General features: G+C 62.2%; 27 protein-coding genes, 2 tRNA genes, 3 rRNA genes and 1 pseudogene. 24 read left to right on the forward strand and 9 right to left on the reverse strand.

Annotated elements, in window-relative coordinates:
- The first annotated feature begins 111 nt into the window (after positions 1-111).
- Positions 112-240: a hypothetical protein gene (locus HZS55_RS22780; protein ID WP_281372963.1), complete on the forward strand. Its 129-nt coding sequence runs from the start codon at positions 112-114 to the stop codon at positions 238-240.
- A 60-nt stretch (positions 241-300) separates the two neighbouring features.
- On the opposite strand, the gene HZS55_RS04595 is transcribed toward HZS55_RS22780, so the two are convergent.
- Positions 301-603 carry a MazG nucleotide pyrophosphohydrolase domain-containing protein gene (locus tag HZS55_RS04595; RefSeq protein WP_179910564.1) on the reverse strand — a complete coding sequence of 101 codons (303 nt, stop codon included), beginning with the start codon at positions 601-603 and terminating at the stop codon, positions 301-303.
- 366 nt (positions 604-969) lie between these two features.
- Here HZS55_RS04595 and HZS55_RS04600 point away from each other — a divergent pair, with 366 nt between their 5' ends.
- Both HZS55_RS04600 and HZS55_RS04605 read left to right on the forward strand, forming a co-directional pair.
- On the forward strand, positions 970-1,938 hold the full coding sequence (locus HZS55_RS04600; RefSeq protein ID WP_179910565.1) for an ABC transporter ATP-binding protein: 969 nt from the start codon (positions 970-972) through the stop codon (positions 1,936-1,938).
- Positions 1,931-2,725 carry an ABC transporter permease subunit gene (locus HZS55_RS04605; protein WP_179910566.1) on the forward strand — a complete coding sequence of 265 codons (795 nt, stop codon included), beginning with the start codon at positions 1,931-1,933 and terminating at the stop codon, positions 2,723-2,725. The genes HZS55_RS04600 and HZS55_RS04605 overlap by 8 nt, the downstream gene beginning before the upstream one ends.
- A 35-nt stretch (positions 2,726-2,760) precedes the next feature.
- Here the strand turns inward: HZS55_RS04605 and HZS55_RS04610 are convergent, their stop codons facing one another.
- Positions 2,761-3,816, reverse strand: coding sequence for a quinone-dependent dihydroorotate dehydrogenase (locus HZS55_RS04610; protein ID WP_179910567.1), 1,056 nt, complete (start codon positions 3,814-3,816; stop codon positions 2,761-2,763).
- 43 nt (positions 3,817-3,859) lie between these two features.
- Positions 3,860-4,057, reverse strand: a complete 198-nt coding sequence (locus tag HZS55_RS04615) for a hypothetical protein (RefSeq protein WP_006882158.1) — start codon at positions 4,055-4,057, stop codon at positions 3,860-3,862.
- Between the two features lie 267 nt (positions 4,058-4,324).
- Here HZS55_RS04615 and HZS55_RS04620 point away from each other — a divergent pair, with 267 nt between their 5' ends.
- The 8 genes and pseudogenes from HZS55_RS04620 to HZS55_RS04655 all read left to right on the forward strand — a co-directional run bounded on the left by HZS55_RS04620 (position 4,325) and on the right by HZS55_RS04655 (position 12,561).
- Entirely contained in the window at positions 4,325-4,672 is a 348-nt protein-coding gene (locus tag HZS55_RS04620; protein WP_179910568.1) for a non-histone chromosomal MC1 family protein, read from the forward strand.
- A 772-nt stretch (positions 4,673-5,444) separates the two neighbouring features.
- Positions 5,445-6,917, forward strand: a 16S ribosomal RNA gene (locus HZS55_RS04625).
- Between the two features lie 93 nt (positions 6,918-7,010).
- Positions 7,011-7,082 (forward strand) — tRNA-Ala (locus tag HZS55_RS04630).
- Between the two features lie 285 nt (positions 7,083-7,367).
- A 23S ribosomal RNA gene (locus tag HZS55_RS04635) occupies positions 7,368-10,288 on the forward strand.
- 130 nt (positions 10,289-10,418) lie between these two features.
- A 5S ribosomal RNA gene (gene rrf / locus HZS55_RS04640) occupies positions 10,419-10,540 on the forward strand.
- Together the 16S, 23S and 5S rRNA genes with 2 tRNA genes alongside form the textbook arrangement of a ribosomal RNA operon.
- Positions 10,541-10,715: 175 nt before the next feature.
- Positions 10,716-10,791 (forward strand) — tRNA-Cys (locus HZS55_RS04645).
- A 529-nt stretch (positions 10,792-11,320) separates the two neighbouring features.
- Positions 11,321-11,782: pseudogene (locus HZS55_RS04650) on the forward strand (zinc ribbon domain-containing protein); the annotation flags it as partial.
- Positions 11,783-11,919: 137 nt separating this feature from the next.
- Positions 11,920-12,561, forward strand: a complete 642-nt coding sequence (locus tag HZS55_RS04655) for a class I SAM-dependent methyltransferase (RefSeq protein WP_179910569.1) — start codon at positions 11,920-11,922, stop codon at positions 12,559-12,561.
- Positions 12,562-12,617: 56 nt separating this feature from the next.
- On the opposite strand, the gene HZS55_RS04660 is transcribed toward HZS55_RS04655, so the two are convergent.
- Positions 12,618-13,178 carry a class I SAM-dependent methyltransferase gene (locus tag HZS55_RS04660; protein WP_179910570.1) on the reverse strand — a complete coding sequence of 187 codons (561 nt, stop codon included), beginning with the start codon at positions 13,176-13,178 and terminating at the stop codon, positions 12,618-12,620.
- 108 nt (positions 13,179-13,286) lie between these two features.
- Between HZS55_RS04660 and HZS55_RS04665 the strand changes: the two genes are divergently transcribed.
- The gene (locus tag HZS55_RS04665; protein ID WP_179910571.1) at positions 13,287-14,024 is read left to right on the forward strand and encodes a DsbA family protein; all 738 of its coding nucleotides are present in this window, start codon (positions 13,287-13,289) and stop codon (positions 14,022-14,024) included.
- Positions 14,021-14,566: a hypothetical protein gene (locus tag HZS55_RS04670; RefSeq protein WP_179910572.1), complete on the forward strand. Its 546-nt coding sequence runs from the start codon at positions 14,021-14,023 to the stop codon at positions 14,564-14,566. Before HZS55_RS04665 ends, HZS55_RS04670 begins: the two co-directional genes overlap by 4 nt.
- A gap of 238 nt (positions 14,567-14,804) precedes the next feature.
- On the opposite strand, the gene gdhB is transcribed toward HZS55_RS04670, so the two are convergent.
- Together gdhB and HZS55_RS04680 are read right to left on the reverse strand one after the other, a co-directional pair.
- On the reverse strand, positions 14,805-16,100 hold the full coding sequence (gdhB, locus tag HZS55_RS04675; protein ID WP_179910573.1) for a glutamate dehydrogenase GdhB: 1,296 nt from the start codon (positions 16,098-16,100) through the stop codon (positions 14,805-14,807).
- A gap of 19 nt (positions 16,101-16,119) precedes the next feature.
- Positions 16,120-16,275: a rubrerythrin-like domain-containing protein gene (locus tag HZS55_RS04680; RefSeq protein WP_179910574.1), complete on the reverse strand. Its 156-nt coding sequence runs from the start codon at positions 16,273-16,275 to the stop codon at positions 16,120-16,122.
- Positions 16,276-16,710: 435 nt separating this feature from the next.
- Here HZS55_RS04680 and HZS55_RS04685 point away from each other — a divergent pair, with 435 nt between their 5' ends.
- From HZS55_RS04685 to HZS55_RS04710, 6 genes are all read left to right on the forward strand, one after another.
- Positions 16,711-17,127 (forward strand): helix-turn-helix domain-containing protein, encoded by a 417-nt coding sequence (locus HZS55_RS04685; RefSeq protein ID WP_179911790.1) that lies wholly within the window; start codon positions 16,711-16,713, stop codon positions 17,125-17,127.
- An 84-nt stretch (positions 17,128-17,211) separates the two neighbouring features.
- Positions 17,212-17,625, forward strand: a complete 414-nt coding sequence (gene trxA / locus HZS55_RS04690) for a thioredoxin (protein WP_179910575.1) — start codon at positions 17,212-17,214, stop codon at positions 17,623-17,625.
- Positions 17,626-17,632: 7 nt separating this feature from the next.
- Complete coding sequence (locus HZS55_RS04695) at positions 17,633-18,046, forward strand: hypothetical protein (RefSeq protein WP_179910576.1); 414 nt, start codon at positions 17,633-17,635, stop codon at positions 18,044-18,046.
- An 85-nt stretch (positions 18,047-18,131) separates the two neighbouring features.
- On the forward strand, positions 18,132-18,767 hold the full coding sequence (locus tag HZS55_RS04700; RefSeq protein ID WP_179910577.1) for an IS6 family transposase: 636 nt from the start codon (positions 18,132-18,134) through the stop codon (positions 18,765-18,767).
- A 56-nt stretch (positions 18,768-18,823) separates the two neighbouring features.
- A complete protein-coding gene (locus HZS55_RS04705; protein ID WP_179910578.1) occupies positions 18,824-19,042 on the forward strand; it encodes a YgaP family membrane protein in 219 nt (72 codons plus the stop codon).
- Between the two features lie 2 nt (positions 19,043-19,044).
- Complete coding sequence (locus tag HZS55_RS04710) at positions 19,045-19,638, forward strand: class I SAM-dependent methyltransferase (RefSeq protein ID WP_179910579.1); 594 nt, start codon at positions 19,045-19,047, stop codon at positions 19,636-19,638.
- 171 nt (positions 19,639-19,809) lie between these two features.
- On the opposite strand, the gene HZS55_RS04715 is transcribed toward HZS55_RS04710, so the two are convergent.
- A complete protein-coding gene (locus HZS55_RS04715) occupies positions 19,810-20,364 on the reverse strand; it encodes a DoxX family protein (protein WP_179910580.1) in 555 nt (184 codons plus the stop codon).
- 256 nt (positions 20,365-20,620) lie between these two features.
- Here HZS55_RS04715 and HZS55_RS04720 point away from each other — a divergent pair, with 256 nt between their 5' ends.
- From HZS55_RS04720 to HZS55_RS04740, 5 genes are all read left to right on the forward strand, one after another.
- Positions 20,621-20,857, forward strand: a complete 237-nt coding sequence (locus HZS55_RS04720; RefSeq protein ID WP_179910581.1) for a sulfurtransferase TusA family protein — start codon at positions 20,621-20,623, stop codon at positions 20,855-20,857.
- On the forward strand, positions 20,854-21,999 hold the full coding sequence (locus HZS55_RS04725; protein WP_179910582.1) for an NAD(P)/FAD-dependent oxidoreductase: 1,146 nt from the start codon (positions 20,854-20,856) through the stop codon (positions 21,997-21,999). The genes HZS55_RS04720 and HZS55_RS04725 overlap by 4 nt, the downstream gene beginning before the upstream one ends.
- Before the next feature lie 2 nt (positions 22,000-22,001).
- Complete coding sequence (locus HZS55_RS04730; protein WP_179910583.1) at positions 22,002-22,628, forward strand: DUF1641 domain-containing protein; 627 nt, start codon at positions 22,002-22,004, stop codon at positions 22,626-22,628.
- Positions 22,629-22,745: 117 nt separating this feature from the next.
- Positions 22,746-23,084, forward strand: a complete 339-nt coding sequence (locus tag HZS55_RS04735) for a thioredoxin family protein (RefSeq protein WP_218927273.1) — start codon at positions 22,746-22,748, stop codon at positions 23,082-23,084.
- 15 nt (positions 23,085-23,099) lie between these two features.
- On the forward strand, positions 23,100-24,218 hold the full coding sequence (locus HZS55_RS04740; protein WP_179910584.1) for an aminotransferase class V-fold PLP-dependent enzyme: 1,119 nt from the start codon (positions 23,100-23,102) through the stop codon (positions 24,216-24,218).
- 124 nt (positions 24,219-24,342) lie between these two features.
- On the opposite strand, the gene HZS55_RS04745 is transcribed toward HZS55_RS04740, so the two are convergent.
- Positions 24,343-24,564 carry a HalOD1 output domain-containing protein gene (locus HZS55_RS04745; RefSeq protein ID WP_179910585.1) on the reverse strand — a complete coding sequence of 74 codons (222 nt, stop codon included), beginning with the start codon at positions 24,562-24,564 and terminating at the stop codon, positions 24,343-24,345.
- 6 nt (positions 24,565-24,570) lie between these two features.
- Positions 24,571-25,167 carry a DsrE/DsrF/DrsH-like family protein gene (locus tag HZS55_RS04750; protein WP_179910586.1) on the reverse strand — a complete coding sequence of 199 codons (597 nt, stop codon included), beginning with the start codon at positions 25,165-25,167 and terminating at the stop codon, positions 24,571-24,573.
- Position 25,168 lies beyond the last annotated feature (1 nt).

The following is a 25,168-nucleotide window of genomic DNA, read 5'->3' on the forward strand; positions in this document are numbered from 1 at the left end:
CCGCGAGCGAACGGGGCGAGGTGCGACCGGAGGACGCACCTCGGTGTGAACGGGGAGCGAAGCGACCCGTGAACGGAGTGAGCGAGCGTCTTTTTGCCCCATCTTTTTGCGGTGAGCGGTGCCCGCAACCCGGCGAAGCCGGGTGAGGACATCCGAACCGGAAAAAGGTGGTCGCAGTACGACCTGGAGGTCCCCGTCGCGGCCTCCGAGTTCGAACTGGACGCGCTGCGAAGCGACTGACGGCGTATCCGTCCGTTCCCCCGAGCCGCTTTCTGTGGGCGATCCGCTAGCAGCCGACGGTCACTCCGAGCCGGCCGACCCCGACTCCGCCAGCCGACGCTCGTACTTCGCCAGCGAGGTCTCCAGCGCTTCCTCGGCGTCGATATCCAGCGCGTCGGCGGTCGCCAGCAGCGCGAAGACGGCGTCGCCGAGTTCGTCCTCGCTGACGGCCAGTTCCTCGGGTGCGGCGCCGTACTCGCTGGACTTGGCTGCGTCGGCGGCGATCTCGCCGACCTCGGCGGCCAGGTCCAGCACACGGTAGGCCGGGTCGGCGTCCATGTCGTGTTCGTCGGCGAACGCGGCGACGCGGTCCTGTGCGTCCATGGAGCGGGGTTGAATCGGTGTCCGGAAAACGATTCGGTGCCGAGAGCGGCGGATCGGTACCCTTCGGTTCGGTGTGCTCGTCGATCGGTTGTGTCTGCTGGGATCGGTTCGGACGGAAGTCGCACGAGAGATCCGCGCTCTCGGCACCGCCCGCTCACGGCGGAGCCGTCTGCTCGCGGGCCGGAGGCCCGCTCGCACGGTCCGTGGGAGCTTCGCTCCCACGCTATCGCCGCCACGCGCGGCTACGTCGCGCCACGGAGGCCGCGACAGCGCGCGCCGACCGCACCGCAACCGACACCGCCTGTACTGAACACTCCTGGCGGGCCGCGGCGAGGCTATTAGTGGGTGCCCGTCGCACTGAGAGGCATGGCAGCGCTCGAAGTCGCGGGGCTCACCAAGGACTACGGGGAGGTCCTCGCCAACGACGACGTGACCTTCGCCGTCGAGGAGGGCGAGGTGTTCGGCTACCTCGGCCCCAACGGCGCGGGGAAGACGACGACCATCCGGACGCTGATGGGGTTCCAGTCGCCGACGAGCGGCGGCGGGACGGTCCTCGGCCACGACGTGACCGACGAGCGCGACCTGATCGCGGCCAAGCGACGGATCGGCTACCTCCCGGCCAACCCCGCGTTCGACGAGGGCGTGACCGGCCGCGAGATCCTCGACCTGCACGCGTCGATCAAGGGCGACGAGCGCCGCGGGGAGCTGCTGGAGACGTTCGATCCGCCGGTCGACCGCAAGGTTCGGGACTACTCGACGGGTAACGTCCAGAAGCTCGGGCTCGTCCAGGCGTTCATGCACGACCCCGACCTGGTCGTGATGGACGAGCCCACCGCCGGCCTCGACCCGCTCATGCAGCGGGCCTTCAACGACTTCGTCGAGGCCGAGCAGGAGCGCGGCCTCACAGTCTTCCTCTCCTCGCACGTCCTCAGCGAGGTCCGTCGGATCTGTGACCGGGTAGCCATCCTCCGCGAGGGGCGACTCGTGACGACCGAACGGATCGAGGACCTGCTCCATCGCACAGGCAAGTTCGTTCGCGTGCGCGTCGCGGGCGACGTGGGCCCGGCCGCCTTCGATGTCGACGGCGTCCACGACATCTCTTGCAGCACGACCGACGGCGGTCGAGCCGAGGACGCCGCCGACGCGGTCGACGCCTCCGACGCGACCGGCCGCCGCCGCATCGACGGCCCGATCACCGAGTGTACGTTCACCTTCACCGGCGACGTGAACGAGCTGATCGCAACGCTGGGCGAGCGGCGAGTCCTCGACCTCGACATCGAGGAGGCACCGCTCGAAGAGGTGTTCATGCGGTTCTACGGGGGAACGGATGCTTGAGATAGCCCGCTACGAGGGGGGCCACCGGATCCGCGGGGCCGCGGCCGCGACCGCCGCGCTCGCGGGGTTCGCCCTTCTCTATATCTTCGTCTACCCGACCTTCGCCGAGAGCCTCGGCGCCGACATCGACCAGTTGCTCGAAGCCTACCCGGAGGCGCTCTCGAAGGCCTTCGGCGTCCAGTCGCTGGCGACCATGGAGGGGTATCTCGCCTCCGAGCTGTACACGTTCGGCTGGCTGCTGGTCGTCGGGATCTACTTCGCCTACGCCGGCGCGTCGCTGATCGCCGCCGACGTCGAGCGCGAGCGGATGGATATGCTCCTCTCGCTGCCGGTCTCGCGGGCGCGGGTCGTCCTCGAATCGTTCGCCTCGCTTGCCGTCCCGCTGGTCGCGCTCTCGACGGTCGTCCCCGTCGTCGTGGTCGTCGCCACCGAGGTCGTCGGCTACCCCGTCTCCGCCGTCGACGTGGCCGCCGTCCACTTGCTCTCGGTCCCGTATCTCACGACCTGCGCCGCGCTCGGCCTCGTCGCCTCCGTCGTCTTCGACCGGGCGGGGGTCGCCCAGCGGGTCGCCGCCGGCGCGCTGGTCGGGCTCTTCTTCGCCGAGTCGCTCGTCACCGACACGGACTTCGAGGCCGTGGGCGCCGTCTCTCCGACTCGGTACGTCGACCCCAACGCCGTCCTCCGGGAGAGCGAGTACGTCTTCGGCGACGCCGCCGTCCTCGTCGCCGCGACGCTGGCGCTGCTCGCGCTCGCAGTCGTGATCTTCCGGCGGAAAGACATCGAGTAGCGCCGTCCGCTCGTCCCGCCGCGCCCGTCGCCCCGCTAGTTCAGGTCGGCACCGACGGCCGCTTCGACCGAGTCGAAACCGTCCCGTTCCAGCAGGTCGAGGAGGCCGAGATTGATCTCGCGGGCGATGGCGGGGCCGCGGTAGAGGAAGGCGGTGTACAGCTGGACGAGCGAGGCGCCCGCGCGGATCTTCCGGTAGGCGTCTTCCGCGGTGGCGACGCCGCCGACGCCGACGACCGGTACGTCGACGCGTTCGGCGACGAAGCGGGTCATCTCCGTGGCCCGGGCCTCGATAGGGGCGCCCGAGAGCCCGCCGGTCTCGACGCGGTTGGGGCTCTCCAGGCCGTCCGGTCGTTCCGTCGAGGTGTTGGTGGCGACGACGCCGTCCAATCCGAGTTCGGTGACGAGATCGAGGGTGTCCGCGACCGCGGGCTCGGGGAGGTCCGGCGAGAGCTTGATGAGGAGCGGCGCGGCGCCGGCGTCCTGCAGCTCGGTGAGGATCGCCGTCATCGCCTCGCGGTTCTGTAGCTCCTCGAACCCCTGGGAGTTCGGACAGGAGACGTTGACGACGAAGAAGTCGCCCCCGGCGGCGACCTCCTCGTAGGTGGCCAGGTAGTCCGCGGGCGCGCCCGCGGTGTCGACGTGTTCCGACTTGGCGATGTTGACGCCGACGGGGACCGGCGCGTCGAGGGCCGCGAGGCGCTCGCCGACGACCTCGGCGCCGTCGTTGTTGAGGCCCATGCGGTTGATGACGGCGTCGTCGGCGCGCAGGCGGAACATCCGCGGGCGCTGGTTGCCCGACTGGGGGACGGCGGTGACGCCGCCGACCTCGACGAAGCCGAAGCCCAGCGCGGCCAGTCCGCGGACGGCCTCGGCGTTCTTGTCGAAGCCCGCGGCCACCCCGACGGGATTGGGGAACGACTGCTCGAGCGCGTCGACGCGCAGCCGCGGGTCGTCGACGGCGTAGTGCCGGGCGAGCGCGCGGTCGAGCGGTGCGTGGCCAGCGAGGCCGACGACGCCGTGGCCGAGGCCGTGGGCGGTCTCTGCGGGGAGCGAGAACAACAGTGGTTTTGCGATATCGTACGCGTTCATAGGGGTGAGATCGCCCCTTGGTGGGGCGGGGCCGGCCCGGGCGCTAGAACTCGTGCTCCACGTCGTCCGGGTCGGCCTTCTGAATGATGATCTTGTTGTCGCGGACCCGGACGAACACCTCGTCGCCGATCTCCATGCCGGCGACGGCCAGCTCGTCCTCGTGGATGTTGATATGGACGTTGTGGTACTCGCCGTCCTCGTCTTTGGCGCCACTCGGGCTGAGCTTCTTCTTTCGCACCATCGCGCTATCCTATTCGGCCCTTCGCCGCAGGATCCACTTAAGTCTACCGTGCCCGCCCGCCGGTCGCGGTCGATCCCGTTCCGACGGCGCTGATCGACCGTGCGCGCGAGTTTTATTCCCCCCGCTCGAGGCGGAAATCTGGTCGATATCGACCGCCGTCAGCCCACCGACCGGGCCAGCTTATAAACGAATCGCCAGCACGCGCCCCGATCCGGGGGTATATTTATAATGAATCATGTGCTGGGTTGTCATGGAGCGGTCGAACCAATGGCACCCGATAGCGACAAGCGCAACTTCGCGCTCAGGACGGAGAACGGTGAGGAAGACAGCGTCTTTTCGGGGAGTACACCTCGGCAGGCGGCACTGAAGGCGGCGCGGCGGCTCGACCCGGCCAGCAGCGAAGCGGCGGCCGCACGGGAGTCGATCCGCCTGCGGGAGAAGGGCACGCACAAGGTCCACATCTACGAGGGGTGGTCCTGGAAGGAGTCGCCGCCGGACGTCGACATGAACGAGTGGGACGCCGAGGACCCCTCGGACGTGTGGATGAACCAGGTCGACGAGATCACGAAGGCGAACGTGTCGAAACAGGGCGTCGAACACCTCGACGATATTTGAGTCGGTCGCTGACAGTTCTCCCCGACTCCCCCCCTCCGACGCCCGATCCCGTCCAAGCCGCGGGACCATCACCCGCGTGTCGCGCTCGGCGTGCGTGAACTACATAGGGCAGCCGCCCCGACGAGCGGATGCGTGGCTCCCACTCGGCCACACCGAGCGCGCGACGCGCGGGATGACTGGCCGCCCTCCTGCCACGCGACACCCGACTCGACCAGCGACGGCTCCGACTCCCGCCCGTCACCCGGTCGCTCGTGTGAGCTGGACCCATGAAATCGCATGACGTGGCGGGTACCGATTCGACGGCCTTAAGTGAATCACCCCCATCGGAATAGATACGAAGCGGCGCGGGGCACACGCCCCCGCCGGGCCGCGGGACGCGCCCCTCGTTCGCCGGACGACCGGCCGAACGGATCGGGCACCTGTCCCCGTCCCGTCGTGCGGTTTCGACGGGAATCGATCCGACGCCCTTAAGTGTAACAGGGCACTCGGATGGATTGCAAGCGCGGCCCGGTCGGGGCCGACGAAACCCGGCCGTCCGGACCGACGCGATGTCGAAGGGGTTATGTACCCTCCTCGACCTACGTTGAGGTCCGAAGGAAATGAGGATTCCACCCCTGCGGTCCGCCGTACAGATGGGATCTGATGTTAGCCCTGGTAGTTCGGTGACACTCGGTCTGTGACTGCGTGTCGCCGGATGCTAGACAACGATAGCGATCGAGATCACACTCATATCGAGTGTGTTCCCGCCTAACCCCCCTGCTTTGCAGGGGACATTCCGGTTGATCCTGCCGGAGGCCATTGCTATCGGAGTCCGATTTAGCCATGCTAGTCGCGCGGGTTCAGACCCGCGGCAGATAGCTCAGTAACACGTGGCCAAACTACCCTATGGACGGAGATAACCTCGGGAAACTGAGGCTAATATCCGATACAGCTCGCATGCTGGAGTGCAGCGAGCTGGAAACGTTCCGGCGCCATAGGATGTGGCTGCGGCCGATTAGGTAGACGGTGGGGTAACGGCCCACCGTGCCGATAATCGGTACAGGTTGTGAGAGCAAGAGCCTGGAGACGGAATCTGAGACAAGATTCCGGGCCCTACGGGGCGCAGCAGGCGCGAAACCTTTACACTGCACGACAGTGCGATAGGGGGACTCCGAGTGCGAGGGCATACAGTCCTCGCTTTTCTGCACCGTAAGGTGGTACAGGAACAAGTGCTGGGCAAGACCGGTGCCAGCCGCCGCGGTAATACCGGCAGCACGAGTGATGGCCGATTTTATTGGGCCTAAAGCGTCCGTAGCCGGCCGAGCAAGTCCGTTGGGAAATCCACGCGCTCAACGCGTGGGCGTCCAGCGGAAACTGTTCGGCTTGGGGCCAGAGGACTCGAGGGGTACGTCTGGGGTAGGAGTGAAATCCCGTAATCCTGGACGGACCGCCGGTGGCGAAAGCGCCTCGAGAAGATGGACCCGACGGTGAGGGACGAAAGCTTGGGTCTCGAACCGGATTAGATACCCGGGTAGTCCAAGCTGTAAACGATGCTCGCTAGGTGTGCCACAGGCTACGAGCCTGTGCTGTGCCGTAGGGAAGCCGAGAAGCGAGCCGCCTGGGAAGTACGTCTGCAAGGATGAAACTTAAAGGAATTGGCGGGGGAGCACTACAACCGGAGGAGCCTGCGGTTTAATTGGACTCAACGCCGGACATCTCACCAGCACCGACAACGGTAATGATGGTCAGGTTGATGACCTTACCCGACGCCGTTGAGAGGAGGTGCATGGCCGCCGTCAGCTCGTACCGTGAGGCATCCTGTTAAGTCAGGCAACGAGCGAGACCCGCATCCTTAATTGCCAGCAGCACCCTTGTGGTGGCTGGGTACATTAGGGAGACCGCCACGGCTAACGTGGAGGAAGGAACGGGCAACGGTAGGTCAGCATGCCCCGAATGTGCTGGGCAACACGCGGGCTACAATGGCCGGGACAGTGGGAAGCTAATCCGAGAGGATACGCTAATCCCCTAAACCCGGTCGTAGTTCGGATTGAGGACTGAAACTCGTCCTCATGAAGCTGGATTCGGTAGTAATCGCGTGTCAGAAGCGCGCGGTGAATACGTCCCTGCTCCTTGCACACACCGCCCGTCAAATCACCCGAGTGGGGTCCGGATGAGGCCATCATGCGATGGTCGAATCTGGGCTCCGCAAGGGGGATTAAGTCGTAACAAGGTAGCCGTAGGGGAATCTGCGGCTGGATCACCTCCTACTGACCGGGACTGGGGCGTCGCCCCAGCCCACCTTCTAGCGTCCCGCGACCGCCCGCAGACCGGGCACCTATGAACTACCAGGGTTAACGACGGGCCCATAGCTCAGCGGCAGAGCGCCGCCTTTGCAAGGCGGAGGCCCTGGGTTCAAATCCCAGTGGGTCCATGTCACGTACGGCGATTCGAACCGTGTCCCTTAAGTGGGTCACTCCACTCGAATCGTAGTACGGAAGACCGGTGCACCATCCCGTGCGAACGCGGATGGGAAGGGTCGATGCACGCGCCACCTCACTCGTGGGTGTGCAGATGAGACTGTGTGTACGTGCGATCCAGGCGTCCACTGGACTCGTTCATCGAGTCCAACGACGTAGGAGATCCATCACTGGATCTCCACATTCGGAGGTCCCTCACCGGACCTCCACATTGAAGGTCCCTCACCGGACCTTCTCCACTAACGTGGCTGCTATGCCACCTGGTGAATAGCTCGGCTCGAGAGCCGACGAAGGACGTGCCAAGCTGCGATAAGCCTGCGGGAGCTGCATGGAAGCGAAGAACGCAGGATATCCGAATGGGAATCCCCACCGCAATTGCTTCGCGCAATGGGGAACGCCGGGAATTGAAACATCTTAGTACCGGTCGGAAAAGAAATCAAGTGAGATATCGTCAGTAACCGCGAGTGAACGCGATACAGCCCAAACCGAAGCCTTCGGGCAATGTGGTGTATTGGGCCGGCACTCATCGTCGGAACCCTTCTGTGAAGTCTCCTGGAACGGAGCGCGACACAGGGTGAAAGCCCCGTAACGGAAGCTAGTATGACGTGAGCCGGTTCCGGAGTAGCGGGGGTTGGAAATCCCTCGTGAATATGGCAGGCATCTACTGCCAAGGCTAAATACTCCTCGAGACCGATAGCGAACAAGTAGCGCGAGCGAACGCTGAAAAGTACCCTCAGAAGGGAGGCGAAACAGGGCTTGAAATCAGGTGGCGATGGAGCGACGGGGCATGAAAGGCCCGTTCGAAAACGACAGAGGCGCGAGCCTCCAGTAGGACCGAACGGGAGCCGATGTTCCGTCGTACGTTTTGAAAAACGAACCAGGGAGTGTGTCCGTTTGGCGAGTCTAACCGGTTCATCCGGGAAGGCACAGGGAAACCGACATGGCCGCAGTGCTTTGCACCAGGGCCGCCGTGTTCAAGCGCGGGGAGTCAAACTGACACGACCCGAAACCGGACGATCTACGCGTGGGCAAGACGAAGCGTGCCGAAAGGCACGTGGAGGTCTGCTAGTGTTGGTGTTTTACAACACCCTCACGTGACCTACGTGTAGGGGTGAAAGGCCCATCGAGTTCGGCAACAGCTGGTTCCGACCGACAAATGTCGAAGCATTACCCCTGCCGAGGTAGTTCGTGGGGTAGAGAGACTGATTGGGCGGACCGCCCTCGAGAGAGGTCGGCCGTCCTGTCAAACTCCGAACCTACGAACGCTTTTGACGCGGGGAGTTCGGTGCGCGGGGTAAGCCTGTGTACCGTGAGGGAGACAACCCAGAGTCGGGTTAAGGTCCCCAAGTGTGGACTAAGTGCGATCGAAGGTGGTCTCAAGCCCTAGACAGCCGGGAGGTGAGCTTAGAAGCAGCTACCCTCCAAGAAAAGCGTAACAGCTTACCGGCCGAGGTTTGAGGCGCCCAAAATGATCGGGGCTCAAGTCCACCACCGATACCTGACCACGCTCGTTACAGAGCGATTGTGTAGGTCGGCGTTCTGATCGGGTGGAAGCACGGCCGAGAGTTCGTGTGGACCGATTAGAAACGAAAATCCTGGTCATAGTAGCAGCGAAAGTCGGGTTAGAATCCTGACGGCCAAAAGGGCAAGGGTTCCTCAGCACTGTTCGTCAGCTGAGGGTTAGCCGGTCCTAAGTCTCACCGCAATTCGAATGAGACGAAATGGGAAGCAGGTTAATATTCCTGCGCCACCGTCCACTCAAAGTCGACGCCTTGGGGTAGACCGAGCCGGGCCATCGCCCGGTCGAACTGTCCAACTCCGTGGAAGCCGTAATGGCACGAAGCGGACGAACGGCGGGATAGAGAAATTCGGTTCAACCTGGGGCCCGTGAAAAGACGAGGACGATGTCCGTACCGAGCACCGACACAGGTGCCCATGGCGGAGAAAGCCTAGGCCTGTCGGGATCAACCGACGTTAGGGAATTCGGCAATCTAGTCCCGTACCTTCGGAAGAAGGGATGCCTGCCTCGGAAAGAGGCAGGTCGCAGTGACTTGGAGGCTCCGACTGTCTAGTAACAACATAGGTGACCGCAAATCCGCAAGGACTCGTACGGTCACTGAATCCTGCCCAGTGCGGGTATCTGAACACCTGGTACAACAGGACGAAGGACCCGTTAACGGCGGGGGTAACTATGACCCTCTTAAGGTAGCGTAGTACCTTGTCGCTTCAGTAGCGACTCGCATGAATGGATCAACGAGAGCCTCGCTGTCCCAACGTTGGGCCCGGTGAACTGTACGTTCCAGTGCGGAGTCTGGAGACCCCCAAGGGGAAGCGAAGACCCTATAGAGCTTTACTGCAGGCTGTCGCTGGGACGTGGTCGCTACTGTGCAGTGTAGGTAGGAGCTGTTACACAGGTACCCGCGCTAGCGGGCCACCGAGGCATCCATGAAACACTACCCGGTAGTGACTGCGACCCTCACTCCTGGCGGAGGACACCGGTAGCCGGGCAGTTTGACTGGGGCGGTACGCGCTTGAAAAGATATCGAGCGCGCCCCAAGTCCATCTCAGCCGTGTCGGAAACGCGGCGAAGAGTGCAAAAGCAAAAGATGGACTGACAGTGTTCTTCCCAACGAGGAACGCTGACGTGAAAGCGTGGTTTAGCGAACCAATTCGCCCGCTCGATGCGGGCCATTGCTGACAGAAAAGCTACCTTAGGGATAACAGAGTCGTCACTCGCAAGAGTACATATCGACCGAGTGGCTTGCTACCTCGATGTCGGTTCCCTCCATCCTGCCCGTGCAGAAGCGGGCAAGGGTGAGGTTGTTCGCCTATTAAAGGAGGTCGTGAGCTGGGTTTAGACCGTCGCGAGACAGGTCGGCTGCTATCTATTGGGGGTGTCATTGGTATCTGACGGGAACGTCCGTATAGTACGAGAGGAACTACGGATGGTGGCCACTGGTGTATCGGTCGTCCGAGAGGGCGCTGCCGAGCAGCCACGCCACACGGGGTAACGGCTGAACGCATCTAAGCCGGAAACCCACCTGGAAAAGAGATACCACCGAGGTCACTCGTAGAAGACGAGATCGATAGACTCGGGGTGTACGCACCGAGGCAACGAGGTGTTCAGCCCGCGAGAACTAATCGACCGAAGCCACCAATCATACGCACTGCGACTCGCTGAACGAGTCCAGGCGCAATCTGGATCGCACGTATCACACGGTTCCTATCGACCACCGATACTGGTATCCGAACGCGGTGTTCGGACGCGGTTCGATTCCGCGGATCGGCGTTAGGGCGGCCATAGCGGCGGGGCGACACCCGTACCCATCCCGAACACGGACGTTAAGCCCGCCTGCGTTCCGGCGAGTACTGGAGTACGAGAGTCTCTGGGAAACCTGGTTCGCCGCCTCCACTCATTTCTGGCCATCCCGGCCAGGTTCATCACCCTCGACCAGTCTCATCGCTGGTCGGGGGTTTTCGTCATTTATTACCGAGTGCCGACAGTGTCGATCGGGTTCCCGGAAGCGACCGACGGACGGGCCAGAATCCGATGGGCTTAAGCGACGCAGGCGGATACTATCGGACGCGCCAAGGTGGCAGAGTCCGGCCGAACGCAGCGGCCTGCAGAGCCGCCCATCGCCGGTTCAAATCCGGCCCTTGGCTCTCACACGATACCCTAAAGCCCAAGACGACCTTCTCTTGGGTTTCTTACTATCCCAGAGCCAAATTTTTAGATACTGACAGAAGTATGTGAGGGACAGCTTTGACTTCACGGAGTGGCAGCCCCATCGAATGAAGTCGGACCGCGAAACAGCGCACGGGTATCGGCGTGCGATCATTCTCCCAAGTGTCTTGATTCTCGATGTCTAAGGGCTCTCTGAGGAGGTCTAGGAGTTGCACGGACACTTCTCGCTACGACCTCCTCGCTTCTCAAACTCGCTGAACTAGACAGTGCCACTCCACGAGGTTGGTTCCTTACACCGTAAATGAACAAGAAGAAAAACGGGTCTGCGAACTGTTCAATGAGCCCTGTTGCTGCTAACGTACAACCGTGAGGCACCGTTGGCTCTACGTGGAAGAGTTCGATTTTCTGATCATCGGATCAGGATCCGGCCTCGACGTAGCGAACGTCGCTGTGAACCAGGGACTATCAGTGGCTATCGTCGAGAAGGGGCGGCTCGGAGGGACGTGTCTCAATGAACGACTGTACGACGAGGGCGTGGCGACGGTGTACGTTGGCGACTTGACCGACGTGCTGGAAACGCACTGGTCGGTCAGGGTGAACGAGAAGACGCACAACTTCTGGGCGTTCAAGCAGTTCATCCACCGTCTCGCGCGCGTCCGTGAGGAGTCCGGCATCAGCCTCGAAGCCGAGTCGGAAGCGTGGACGAGTCAGACGTGTCCCGAGTGTGGCGACCGCGAAAAGACGGTTCGCCACGAGGATACGCTGACGTGTCCGTGCGGTTTCGAGGGGCACGCCGACCTCACGGCGTCAGAGACGTTCCTTCGGGAACACAGCGATACGGAAGTCAGGCCGATGGCACGGCCCGTGCGATTCGAGTGGGACGACCACGACTGGTCGGAGTCACCACGCTCTCACGAAAGTCCCAAAGAAGTGCGCACAAATCCGCAAGTTGCATCCGTGGGTCGGTAGCCGAATCCCCAACGGAGGAATCCTCGCGCTTCAGCGCGGGGAGGATGTCAATGAGCGACCGGCGGAGAATCTGTGGGGACGCTCGAAGCCGCCGATCGCGCCTCTGGATTCATCAGACAGACGCCCGTAGGTACCGTATGGACGACCGACAAGGGCCATCATATCCGCTGTTCGCTGCGATATACGACCCGGCGATGGCAGTCGTCGAGCGAACGCTACTGCGCCCTCATCGAAGCTATTTGGTCGACGATATCCACGGTGCGGTCCTCGATATCGGTGCCGGAACTGGAGCTATGTTCCCGTACTTCGACGCCGTCGCCGATGGGAACGTCTCGTTTCACGCGATCGAACCCGACCCGCACATGCGACGACAGGCAAGCGAGAAGGCGGTCGAGTTGGAACTCGAGATCGACCTCCGGGCAGCGGGCGCCGAATCGCTCCCGTACGAGGACGACTCGTTCGACGTCGTGATCGCCTCGATGGTGTTCTGTACGATCCCGGATATCGAGGCGGCGCTCTCGGAGGTCGCCCGCGTGCTACGGCCCGGCGGCGAGTTCCGCTTTTTCGAACACGTACTGGACGACGGGTGGCGTGCTCGCGTCCAGTCGCTTCTCGCACCGGTCTGGAAGCGGGTCGCGGGCGGCTGTCACCTGACGAGACAGACTGCGTCCGTGTTCGCCGCCGACCGATCGTTCGACGTCGTCGAACTCGATCGGATGAACCTCGGTGTGACGCCGATACGACCGTTCGTTCGAGGCCGATTGCGGAAACGAACGTGAACGAGAGGTAGTCGGCACCACTCCTCACGCTGCCGGCTCGTACCCTTCCCCGGGCTTCATGTAGCTGTGGCGACCAACAGGAACGTCTCTGGCCGAACGGCCTCGTGCTCGATGTGGAACCCGGCGTTCGACAGTGCGTCTGCCGCTTCCGTGGCAGTGAACCGCTCATCGAGGGGTGGGCCGGCCTCCTCGGTCCCCGTCGCACTCCAGTCGACGATGACGAGTCGCTCCTCGGGCGCGAGGACACGATCGATCTCGGCGAGCGCGTCGTCGCTGGCGAACTCGTGGTAGGTCATCGTCGAGAAGGCGGCATCGATCGAATCCGCGTCGACCGGCAGGTCGCTCACCTCGGTGGTGAAGAGGTCGACGTTCTCGGGGAGGCCCCTCTTGCGATAGTAGTCGTGCATCGCCTCCTGCACGTCGACGCCGTACACGGTCCGCGCGTGGGGCGCTACGTCGTCCGTGTAGAATCCCGTGCCGCTCCCGAGATCGACGACGGTCTCGTCGGACGAGAGGTCGAGCGCCCAGAGCAGTTCCTCGGCCGAGAGAAACCGGTATCGCCGCTCGGCCCGTTCGAGTTTGTCGGCCCGGGACGCGTCGAATGTGTGATGGCCCATGCCCGCAATATCGTTGTCGCCGGGAAAGACTCTTCCGTATTGTACTGCGCCTACGCCGGTACGTAGTCGTAAAACCCTTCGGTCACCCTCATGTACGCCTGTGTATTGATGGAAACAGAGAACAATATTACGGGGCGGCGAGCACTCCTCGCCGGTGGTGGAACCATCGCGTTCGGTGGTGCTGTCGCGTATTTTGCGTCGCGCTCCGAGTCGGGCGGACAGGAATACGTCCCCGACACCTTTCACACGAGCGAGGAGACGACGGGATTCGGGGTGGAACTCGCGGGTCGACCGATCGCCGGCGACGCCGACGCCCCGGTCGACATCTACTACTGGACTGACTACCTGTGCCCGTTCTGTAAGCAGTTCGAGACGGAGACACTCCCGGACGTTGGGCTCGACTACGTCGACGCTGGCCAAGCGCGAATAATTACCCTCTCATATCCGAACATCGGCGAGTACTCCACTCCGTCAGCGGTCTGGGGCCGTTGCGTCTGGGAGCAAGTCGCCGATACCGACCCAGCTGCCTTCTGGCGGTGGCACGGCGCGGCCTTCGACGCCCAGTCGGAGTCAGGACACGATTGGGCGGACGAGGAACGGTTCACGAGCATCACCGAACAGACGGAGGCTGTCTCCGTCGCCGACGTAGACGCTTGTCGACAGGACCGCGGCGATGCGATCCGCGAATCCATCGACACTGACATCGCGACGGCGCAGTCGGCCCGAATTCAGGGGACGCCAGGATTCGTGCTCTACAACCGCGAGAGCGACGTCGCCGGAAAGATCGTCGGTGCACAACCCTACGACAACTTCGCCGACGCACTCGATCGAGTTAGAGAGGCATGACAGAGACGGATTCAGCAGTCCATCCTGCGTGGCTTCGTGATCTCCGCGATGCACTCGTATATCCGCTCACGTCGAACGGGCGGTTGCTTACCACCGGCGTCGCAACGGGTGTAACCTACGTCATACTGGTACTGAGTGCGTTTCCGCAGTTTTCAGTACAGGTGCTTACCCGAGACCCGACCGACCTCGCGTACGCCGTGACGGCCCTCACGCGGGAGGTGTTCCTCGGAACCGGATGGTTGGGTATCGGACTCGTCGCCGTCTACGCGCTTTTGACGGGCGTCGCCGTGACGAACGCCGTTGCCCTCATCCGGCGCGCCCGGCGCGCTGGCGCGTCGACGCTCGCCGGGATCGTTCCGGGCCAGCTCGCCGCCGGTTGTGCGAGCTGTGGCGCAGGTGTCCTCGGGGCGTTGGGCTTCGTCGGCGCGATGGCGGCGCTCCCGTTTGACGGAAACCTGCTCCGGATCGGTGGTATCGCCCTCCTCGCCATCTTCCTCGGGCGAGCCGGCGATCCGCGAACCTGTTCGATCGATCCAACGTGACCATGCGATCGAACAATCGACGACGGTTGATCGGGACGCTGGACGCAGTGCGCAGACGAACGAACGTCGCTCGTCGACGGGAGGTGGGCCGGTGACCGAACGTCCACGCCTGGGATACGACCGGATCGATTCGGCATTTCCGTCCGAGTCCTCGATCTATTGAGTGGTATTACCGCTCGGTCCCGCTTGTTCTTTTGGGGTCGCTTCCTCGGAACGGTAGAACGTATATCCACCCGGATTACGGCCAGAGCCCGCGACTCTCGTGAGCATCGGCGATCCGCGAAAGTCCGACGATGTACGCGCCTTGCCGCCAGGTCGCATCGTGGGCTTCGAACTCTTCTCGGACGGCGTTCCACGCGGCGACCATCTCAGCTTCGAGCTCGTCGTTGACCCGGTCGAGCGACCACGCGCGCCGATTGATGTCCTGTAGCCACTCGAAATAGCTGACCGTAACCCCACCGGCGTTGGCGAGAATATCGGGGATGACGGGGATTCCCCGCTCGGCTAAGATCGAATCGGCAGCGAACGTGATCGGCCCGTTGGCCCCCTCGACGATGAGGGCGGCCTGGATGTCGCCGACGTTGTTCTCGGTGATGACGTTTCCGACGGCCGCGGGGATCAGGACGTCGACGTCGAGTTCGAGCACGTCCTCGTTGCTGATCGTCTCGTCCGCGTACTTCGTGACGGCTTCGGGTTCCTCGTCGTGGGTCGGGATAGCGCGGGTGTCGACCCCGTCCGGATCGTAGGCCGCACCGTTCACGTCGCTCACGGCCACGATGGTCGCTCCCCAGTCGTCGAGCAGGCGGGCCGCATTTGCGCCGACGCTCCCGAAGCCCTGGACGGCGACTGTCGTCTCTTCGAGCGGGAAGTCGTAGTACTCGCAGGCCTCGCGAGTGATGATGGCGACGCTTCGGCCGGGTGCTTCCTCTCGCCCTTTACTCCCGCCGATGACCGGTGGTTTCCCGGTTACCACGCCAGGAGTCGTCTCGGCTTCCTGGACGCTATAGGCGTCCATGATCCACGCCATCTCCTCGGAGCCAGTCCCCATGTCCGGCGCCGGAATGTCGGTCATGGGACCGATAACGTTGCGGAGTTCGTTGGTGAACCGGCGCGTCAAGCGTTCGACCTCGTCGTCACTCAGATCCTTGGGATCGACGACGACGCCGCCCTTCGCGCCGCCGAACGGGAGGTCCATGACTGCACACTTCCAGGTCATCCACATCCCTAACCCGATACACTCCTCGCGGGTGACCCCCGGATGATATCGCAGGCCGCCTTTATACGGCCCACGGACGCTATCGTGCTGGGCCCGAAATCCCTGATACATTTCGACGGAACCGTCGTCCCGTTTTAGGGGAACTGTTACTTCGTGGACTGCTGCGGGATAATTGAGGCGTGTGACAACGTTTGGATCGACGTCGATGAACGCGGCCGCTTCGTTGAGCTGATGCCGGGCAGTATCGAGCGCTGATTCCGGAGCTTCGTCCTGTCGTGCGTCTACATCCTCCGCTGTCGATGGGGTATCGGAAGCCATGGTGGGGAGTTCAGTAGGGTTATTCGAGGGACTTCGCCCGGTTCTGGAACTCGCCGCCACACTCACAGGCGCCGGGGTGAGAGTCCGCCTCGACGATGGTGCCACACTGGAGACACTCGTACTTCGACGGCGACGTCGGGTCGTTCTCGTGCTCGTAGTCTTGGCCTTGTGGCATACGATACACTTGTGGCGCCAGCGGTAAGTATTAATCGTAATGAGAATATAAGGGGCATTAGATACCACACGATCCGTCAGGAACGGGTCCCCCTCTGGATCCTCCCTGTCGAGGTACGCGTCCCCTGTATCGAACGGTCCCTCGTTCGCCCACACGGAGGGAACTCGACCGGGGAGACGACTGCTACGGAGAGACGGACAGTCCGTCTTCGGCCACGATCACTTCGCCGATGTCCGCAAGCTCGATCTGGCTCGGGTCGATTGGGAGCACCATTAATGTATTATATTGGGAATATAATACAAAGTATCTTTGGATAAGATCGAGGGAAAGGGTGGTAACAGGAATCAGGATAGCCACACCACATTCTGGGCTAATGTAGTATTGTGGTATTTGGGAACATCTTAAATCTTCTCTGTCACCGTAGTCTCTGATATGATGGCCACCTCCGTGCGTGAGGATCTTGAGCGCGACCTGGGATGTCTCGACCTCCTGGGATGCGTTCACGGACTCAACGAGCGGGATCAGACGGTCTTCCGCCTGCTACAACAGGCGGAAGAGAGACTCACCGTCGATGACGTAGCAGACCGATTGGATTGTGAGAGATCTACGGCGTATCGCTCGATTTCCCGGCTTCACGAGGCTGGCGTCGTCGTACAGGAGCAAGTAAACTACGAGAACGGTGGGTACTACTACGTGTATCGTCCGCGGACACCCGAGAAAATTGCTCACGATATGCAGCGGTTGCTCAACGACTGGTATGCGGATATCGGACAGCTCATTCAGGAGTTCGAAGATCGATATAGTCGGGACTCGGATAGCCGAGAGAACCAGCCGCTGCAGTCCTGTTCCTGACCCAATTCACTCACTTCCATCACAAAATAGTATTGTTCAATATCCACAAAACAATTAAAGCGGCGCGATTCTAACGAGCAATTAATGGCTGAAGATATTGAAGAGATCCGGCGACAGAAACTGGCGGAGCTTCGAAATCGGACTGAAACGGACGGTACTGAGGAGTCTGCCTCGACGATCCCGTCCGAACCGGTCCAGATCAACGGTAGGCCCGAGCTATCCGAAACTGTCACCGAGTACGACCTCGTGCTAGCCGACTTCTACGCCGACTGGTGTGGTCCGTGCCAGATGCTCGAACCAGTCGTCGAAACGATCGCGGCCGAGACCGGTGCGACTGTAGCGAAGATCGATATCGACGCGAACCAGCAACTCGCCGCCGAGTACGATGTTCGGGGCGTTCCGACGCTCGTTCTGTTCGCCGACGGACAGCCGGCGGAACGACTCGTCGGAATGCAGGACGAAGCTCAGCTTCGCTCCGTGATCGAAACCCACGCGTGAATCACCGATGACCGATGGATTCGCTGACGCGGATAACCGCCTCTCGGAGGACCGCCCGCTTGGGGATATCGCTGGCTCCCTCGAATCGACACTGAAGGCTGATCTCGGTGAGACGCTGGTCGGCCTGGCTTCCTACGAGGATGGCGAGTACGATGTCCTATACCGAGACGAGGCGGCATCCTCACAGTACTCTGCGTCGGACATCCGGACGATTCTAAAGCACATTCAGCTGGAGGCGATCGGCACTGCAGTCTACGAGGAGTCCCACGGAGAGCCGTTGCATGCGACCGTTCGCGTTTACGATACGCTGGTCACCATTGCCGTACCAGTCGAGGGGACGACCGGGCTCGTGGTCGTGGTACGGAATGATGGATCGCACGATCCGTATTCAGCGATCGAGACAGTCAGACACGCGGTATAGACGTTGCAAAGGGTGTTTGTACTTCCAGAGGCGCGGTGTTCAGATAAGGTTTGAAAGGTGAGGCGTAGCGTTTTCTGAGTGATTCATGCCCGAAAACGCTAGCCTCGGCGGTAATCTGGACCAATTCGACTTAGATTTTGTGGAGCGGGAAGCGACACCGCGACTGTTGATGAAGCTGAGTATTCAGTTGCATCTGGCTAGATTCTCACTTTCGAATACTGTTTCTGTTCTTGGGGTATTCGGTGTCAAACGTGCTCGTTCAACTGTTCATAATTGGGTTCACAAGGCTGATTTACAGCCCGAAGGTGGACACTCACCGGATCACGTCGCGGTTGACGAAACCGTGATCCGACTCAACGACGAGCAGTATTGGCTGTACGCTGCTGTCGATCCGGAAACGAACAAACTGCTGCATACAAAGCTGAGACCAGCTACAACGAAGGTGCTTGCTCAGTTATTTCTCGCCGAGCTCAGCGAGAAACACGACGTTGACGACGCCGTGTTTCTCGTCGATGCCTCCAAATCGTTACAAACTGCGTGTCACCGACATGGCTTCGATTTCAGATACGAAAAACATGGAAATCGGAACGCTGTTGAACGTGTCTTCAGAGAAATAAAGCGGCGAACTGTACGATTCTCAAGTTGTTTCAGCAACGCCGACGCAGAAACAGCCGACGATTGGCTCAAATCGTTCAGCTTCGCATGGAATCAGCTTATCTGAACACGATGGGCGCGCTCCGGGTAAGACTTAGGGTTCTGTATTGTGTATAGTTGTGTATGGAGAACAATATCGGTGCCACAGACAGACTGATCCGGATCACCGTCGGCATCGCACTCGCGGCCGTGGGACTCGCGTCGCTCGGTGACCTGCTCGGCTTCGGTGTGACGGTCGGCACGGTTCTGACGCTGCTGGGCCTCGTGCTCGCCGGGACCGGGATCGTTCGGGTCTGTCTCCTGTACCGCCTGCTGGGTGTGGACACGTCGAGGTCCCGCTAGGGATGGATCGGTTCCAGAACACCGGACAGCCCGACTGGGACTGGTGGAGCAGACTCTGGCCGACGCCCGGTGCGACGCTCCGGAAACTCGGTCTCGCGTCCGGCGAGTCGGTCGCCGAGGTCGGCTGTGGGAGCGGCTACTTTGCCCTTCCAGCCGCCCGTATCGCCGAACCTGAGCCAGTGTACGCGATTGACTTGGACGCGTCATTGCTCGACGAACTCGATAGTCTCGCCGAACAGCAGGACATCGAGAACGTCGTCCCGATCCACGGCGACGCCCGGAACCTGACCGGCGTCCTCCCCGAACCAGTCACCACGCTCGTCGTGGCAAACACGTTCCACGGCGTCGACGACCAGGCGGGATTGGTCGAACAAGCGTTCGAAGCCATCGAGTCCGGCGGGCGTCTGATCGTCGTCAACTGGCACGAGCGCCCGCGGGAGACGACGACTGTCGGAGGTGACCCTCGGGGACCCCCGACGGGGCTTCGGATGACGCCAGAAGAGACCGAAGCTGCCGTGCTCTCGACGGCCTCCTTCGAGCGTGACCGACAGGTCGAGCTACCCCCGTACCACTACGCGCTCGTATTCGAGCGGTAGTCGGGCGACCCTCCCTGTGGTTTCCCGATTGCCACCCAGTCTAGGGTGGCATAGACGAGTTCACAAGGTGGTTGAATTCAGAACTACCGAGGATGAATTCCCTGCTCAGTGCGTATGCATACTTAGCGCCGACACTCTGTTCGAAAGCGAGTCGAAGGTGCGAAAACGGCCCTACCCAAGGAGATACCGAGTCCAGGGATATCGTTCGACGAGCGGCTGCCCATTGATTTCGTACTGTTCGATATAGGCGTCCACCCCGAGGATACGGCCGGCACCGAAGGCGGCGACCGAGAGGAACACGAGCATGTACGCGAAATCCCCGTTGATGTAGCCGTGAGCGATATCCCAGTTTCCGAGGTAGAACATCAGCATCATGAACGCGCCCCAGAACGCAGCGAGGCGCGTGAGTGCACCGAACAGAAGCCCTAATCCGATAAATACCTCCCCCCATGGGACAGCAATATTTACGAAGTCTACGAACCACGCAGTGTCACCCATCGTAACAAAGAGGTCGGCAACGGGACTTCCGTTGGCTGGTGGCGCGTTCTGCAAGTATCCCGACGCGCTAAAGCTCCCGGATAAGATCTTTTCAAAACCACTCTGGAAGAATGCCAATCCCATCATCAGTCGCAACGCGAGGATAAACCACACACTCAGCGTATGAAGTCGTCCATTTGCTGTGAATCCAGCAACCGTACTTTGAAGTTGTACCTCTTGAGAGGACATACTGAGATCCATACATAGCCAACTGGTAAAGAGTCTTCGTCACTTAGAACGCCCGTGCCAGACTTCTGCGGTACCGCTGTTGTATCTCTAACCGTACTGAGCAGGTGATTCATCTCCAGTAGTTCTGAAACCAGCCACCTTGTGAACTGTTCTGTGACCGCTTCACCCACCCATCTTCCCTACGGATTTTCAGAATCTTGGAATCCATACACAATACTAATACTGTCCGTTCCCAACTGTCGCCTGTGAGATACCCGTGACTGACATCGAGCCTGACGGTACGGTCGACGCCAGAGGCGCAACCTGTCCCGGTCCACTGATGGACCTCATCGGAAAGATCCGGGGCGCTGAGTCGGGGGACGTGATCCGACTCCTGAGCGACAACGAACAATCGCTCACCGACGTGCCCGAGTGGGCCGAGGAAGCCGGCAACGAACTACTCACGGTCGAGGAACGCGACGACTACAACGCGTTCTACGTGGAGAAAGCATGACCGAGCACGTCGTCATCGTCGGTGGCGGGACCGGCGGGACCGTCCTCGCGAACGACCTCGCGGACCGACTCGAACCCGAACTCGACGCCGGCGACGTCCGCGTCACGCTGGTCAACGACGACCCCGACCACGTCTACAAACCGGTCTGGCTGTACGTGCCGTTCGGCCAGCGCGAGCTAGACGACGGACGCCGCCGGCTCGCTGACCTCGTCGATGACGCAATCGATCTCCGGATCGGCCGCGTGTCCGACATCGACACCGAGTCCCAGCGGCTCCAGTTCCACGGGAGCGCCCCGTCCGTCGGCTACGATTACCTCGTGCTGGCGACCGGGTCGACGCTAGAGCCCGACCAGATACCTGGCCTCACGGAGGACGGTCACAACTACTACAGCGAGTCGGGCGCGACCGAACTGCGCGACGAACTGCTCTCGTTCACCGAGGGCGACCTCGTGTTGAGCGTGATCGGAACTCCGCACATGTGTCCGGCTGCGCCACTGGAGTTCGTCTTCATGGCCGACGACTGGCTCCGCGAGCGCGGTCTCCGGGAGGACGTCGACATCACGTACACGTACCCGATACAGCGCGTCCATGGCAACCCCCACATCGCCGAGTGGGCTCGTCCCATCATGGAGGAACGGGACATCCAGGTGGAGACGTTCTTCAACGCCGAGTCGGTCGACCCGGAGACGGAGACGATCACGTCGATGGAGGGGACCGAACTCGACTACGACCTGCTCGTGGCCATCCCGCCCCACCGCGGTATCGACCTGATCGAGGAGGCGGGGCTCGGCGACGACGGCTGGGTCGACGTCGACAAGCACACGCTGGAAGCCGAGGCCGCCGAGAACGTCTACGCGCTCGGGGACACCGCCGACACCGGCGTCCCGAACGCGGGCAGCGTCGCACACTACCAGGCCGGCGTCGTCGGCCAGCGCCTCGCCAGCGAGATTCGGGGCCGCCCGGCGACGGCGACCTACGACGGGAAGACGCTGTGCTTCATCGAGACGGGGATGGACGCGGCGTCGTTCGTGGAGTTCGACTACGAGAATCCGCCGTCGCCGGCGCCGCCCTCGGAGAAACTCCACTGGTCGAAGCTGGCGTACAACGAGTCGTACTGGCTGACCGCTCGAGGACTGCTCTGACCATGTCCGAACAGGAGAACTCCGACCAGTCCGAGCTGGAGGCGGCGATCGAACAGAACCCCGAGGCAGTCGCCGAGTTCGTGGAGCACCTCGACGCCGTCAACGAGCTACTGGACGTGCTCTCGCTGGGCGAGAGCGCGCTCGACGACGAGATGGTCCGCGAGCTCTCGGCGACGGGGTCGACGCTGGCGGAGTCCGCCGACGGGCTGGCGACCGACGAGACCGCGGCGCTGGCCGAGACGGTCGGGGAGAACGGCGACGAACTGCGTGAGGCACTCGACACGTTGCTCGCGCTCCAGCGCAGCGGTACGCTCGACGAACTGGCCGAGATCGCGGAAGTCGGGTCGCTGGCGACTGCGGCACTCGACGACGAGATGGTCACGTCACTGGCGGGCACCGGCGCCGCGCTTGGCGAAGTCGCGCAGACGGCGTCCGACGACGACACTCGTGACGGCATCGAAACGTTGTTAGAGAGTGTCGGTGAAGCGGAGCGGAACTCACCCGAGCAGGTCGGAGCCGTCGGCCTGGTTCGCGGATTACGTGACCCGGATGTCCAGTACGGGCTGGGCTACCTGCTGGCGCTTGCAGGCGCGCTCGGCCGTGCGCAATCTACCGAGAAGTCGTACTAATCGGTCCCTTCGGGTCGGGCCACTCTCCCAGTCGATGTAGACGGGGGAGTGACCGATCCAAGTTATATTGTGCAATCGACCCAAGACTATTAAACAGCCGGTGCGTAGCGTCTCGTAATGGCAACACAGACAGCGGAGACGGACAGCGTGGTTTCGCTCGGTGAGGACGACATCGAAGCGGTCGTCGAGGACAGTCGCGTCACGCTCGTGGAATTCTACACGGAGTGGTGTGGCACCTGCAAACGGATGGAGCCGGTTCTCGAGACGATCGCCGTAGACACGGACGCGACGATCCTGACGGTCGACATCGAATCCAATCTCGAAACCGCGATCGAGTACGGTGCCCAGAACACGCCCACCTTCGTCCTGTTCGTCGACGGGCAACCGGTGAAACAACTCCGTGGCGGCCAGACCGAACAGTCACTCCGAGAACTGATCGCCCGGTACAGTGACTAATTTGCGGAGGATGAGATGAACCCTAGAGAACTCCGCGCCGATACGCCCGCCCTGCACGAGGACATCTACCTGAATTTCGGTGCTCACGGCCCGAGTCCACGGTACGTCGTCGAGGCCGCAGACGAGTTCGTGCAGTCACACGAGTACGATACGAGTACTCGAAACGACCCCTACGAGGTGGCCTTCGACACCTATGACCGCGTGCGGGAGCGTGTCGCCACCTTCGTCGGTGCGGACACCGACGAGATCGCACTCACGGAGAGTACGACCGCGGGTATCAACGCCGTCGCGACCGCCATCGACTGGGGGCCCGGCGATACTGTCGTTCGGACCGACCTCGAGCATCCAGCCGGGACGCTCCCGTGGCAACGCCTCGAACAGGAGGGCGTCGAGGTTCGCGTCGTCGAGACCGAGGACGGCCGCGTCGATCTCGACGCCTTCGCCGAGGCCGTCGCCGACGCGCGTCTGGCGTGTTTCAGCGCGGTGACCTGGACGCACGGTACCCGGTTACCCGTCGCCGACCTCGTCGACATCGCCCACGAGGCCGGCGCGTTCGCGCTCGTCGACGCCGTGCAAGTGCCGGGACAGCTCCCCCTCAATGTCGGCGAGTGGGGCGCGGACGCCGTCGCGGCGGCCGGCCACAAGTGGTTGCTGGGGCTGTGGGGCGGCGGCTTCCTCTACGTCGACCGCAACGCCGCTGAAGCTCTCCAGCCCACCACAGTTGGCTACCGAAGCGTCGAAACCCCGACTGCAGATCCCTACGAGTTCGCGCCCGGCGCCCGACGATTCGAGGTCGGGTCGTCGAATCCGGCTCCACACGTCGCCCTGGCCGAGGCCATCGATGCGATCGGTGAGGTCGGTGTCGACCGTATCGCCGACCGGAGCCAGAAATTGGCCGGCCATCTGGCTGATGGCGTCCCTGACGACAGGCTTCTCAGTCCTATGGACCCCGAGTCGGGACTCGTGACGATCGACGTCGACGACCCCGAAGCGACGGTGGACCGACTCGCGTCGGAGGGGATCGTCGTTCGTGCCCTGCCAACGCCGGACGCCGTCCGCGCGTCGGTCCACGCGGTCAACACGCACGCAGAAATCGAGCGGCTGCTGGACGCCCTCGAACCGGAGTGGAACTGACGCGAACGCCGTTCTCTGCCGTACCACGCTCCGATGTCTCTCGGACTGTGTGTAGAAAGTGGACGTCGCTGCTGGAGTAGCCGTCCGTGGGATACTGCGTATCAGAGAGAATTGACGGCCTACTTTACTCGACCTGTACGCGACCGTTCTCGTCGACGACGACGTCGTGACCACGATACGCGAAACGAATCTCGAGGGCAGACGTTGCCGAATCCTCGATCAACGTTTCGAGCGCATCCGGGTCGGTGACTTCGGCTAGCGGCGGGTCGAGTGTGACGGGCTCGACGCCCTCTTCCTCTGCGACGGTATCGACGATCTGGGGGATAGGGTCTTCGAGTTCATTCATCGAAGGTTAGACGAGAAGTTGGATGTCGGCGTCGGCCATGTCTTGGAGGGCGGTGGCGGCGCCGACGCCCGTGGTGACGCCGTCGTAGAAGTCGTCCTCGTCGTAGTCCATCAGGTCGATAGTCATCTGACAGGCCTGGAACTCCACGCCCATGTCGAGGCTCGTCTCGAGGAGCTCCTCGATGGTGGCGGTGTCGTTGTCGTCGATCTTCTTCTCCATCATCTTCGTCGTCACGCGGTCCATCCCGGGGAGGGCGGCGACCGCGTTGGGCACGGGCATGTTGGGGTTGCCGACCGAACTCAGCTTGAGGTTCTTCGAGCGCTCCTCGTGGAGGATGTCCAGTCCCCAGAACGTGTGGAAGACCGTCACCTCGTAGCCGAACGCGGCGGCGGTGCTGGCGAGGATCAGCGGCGGATAGGCCATGTCCAGTGTCCCCTTGGTCGCGATGATGGACATCTTCTTGCCGGCGTCCTCGTCGCTCGCCTCGGCGAGCGATTCCTCGAGCTCCTCGACGCGCGCGGCCAGCTCCGCGCGGGAGGGCGCGTCACTTTCGGCCGCGTCGGGAGCGTCTTCGGCTGTCGTGTCTGACGTGTCCGTGCTCATC

This window comes from Halosimplex rubrum, from assembly GCF_013415885.1.
Lineage (GTDB): Archaea > Halobacteriota > Halobacteria > Halobacteriales > Haloarculaceae > Halosimplex > Halosimplex rubrum.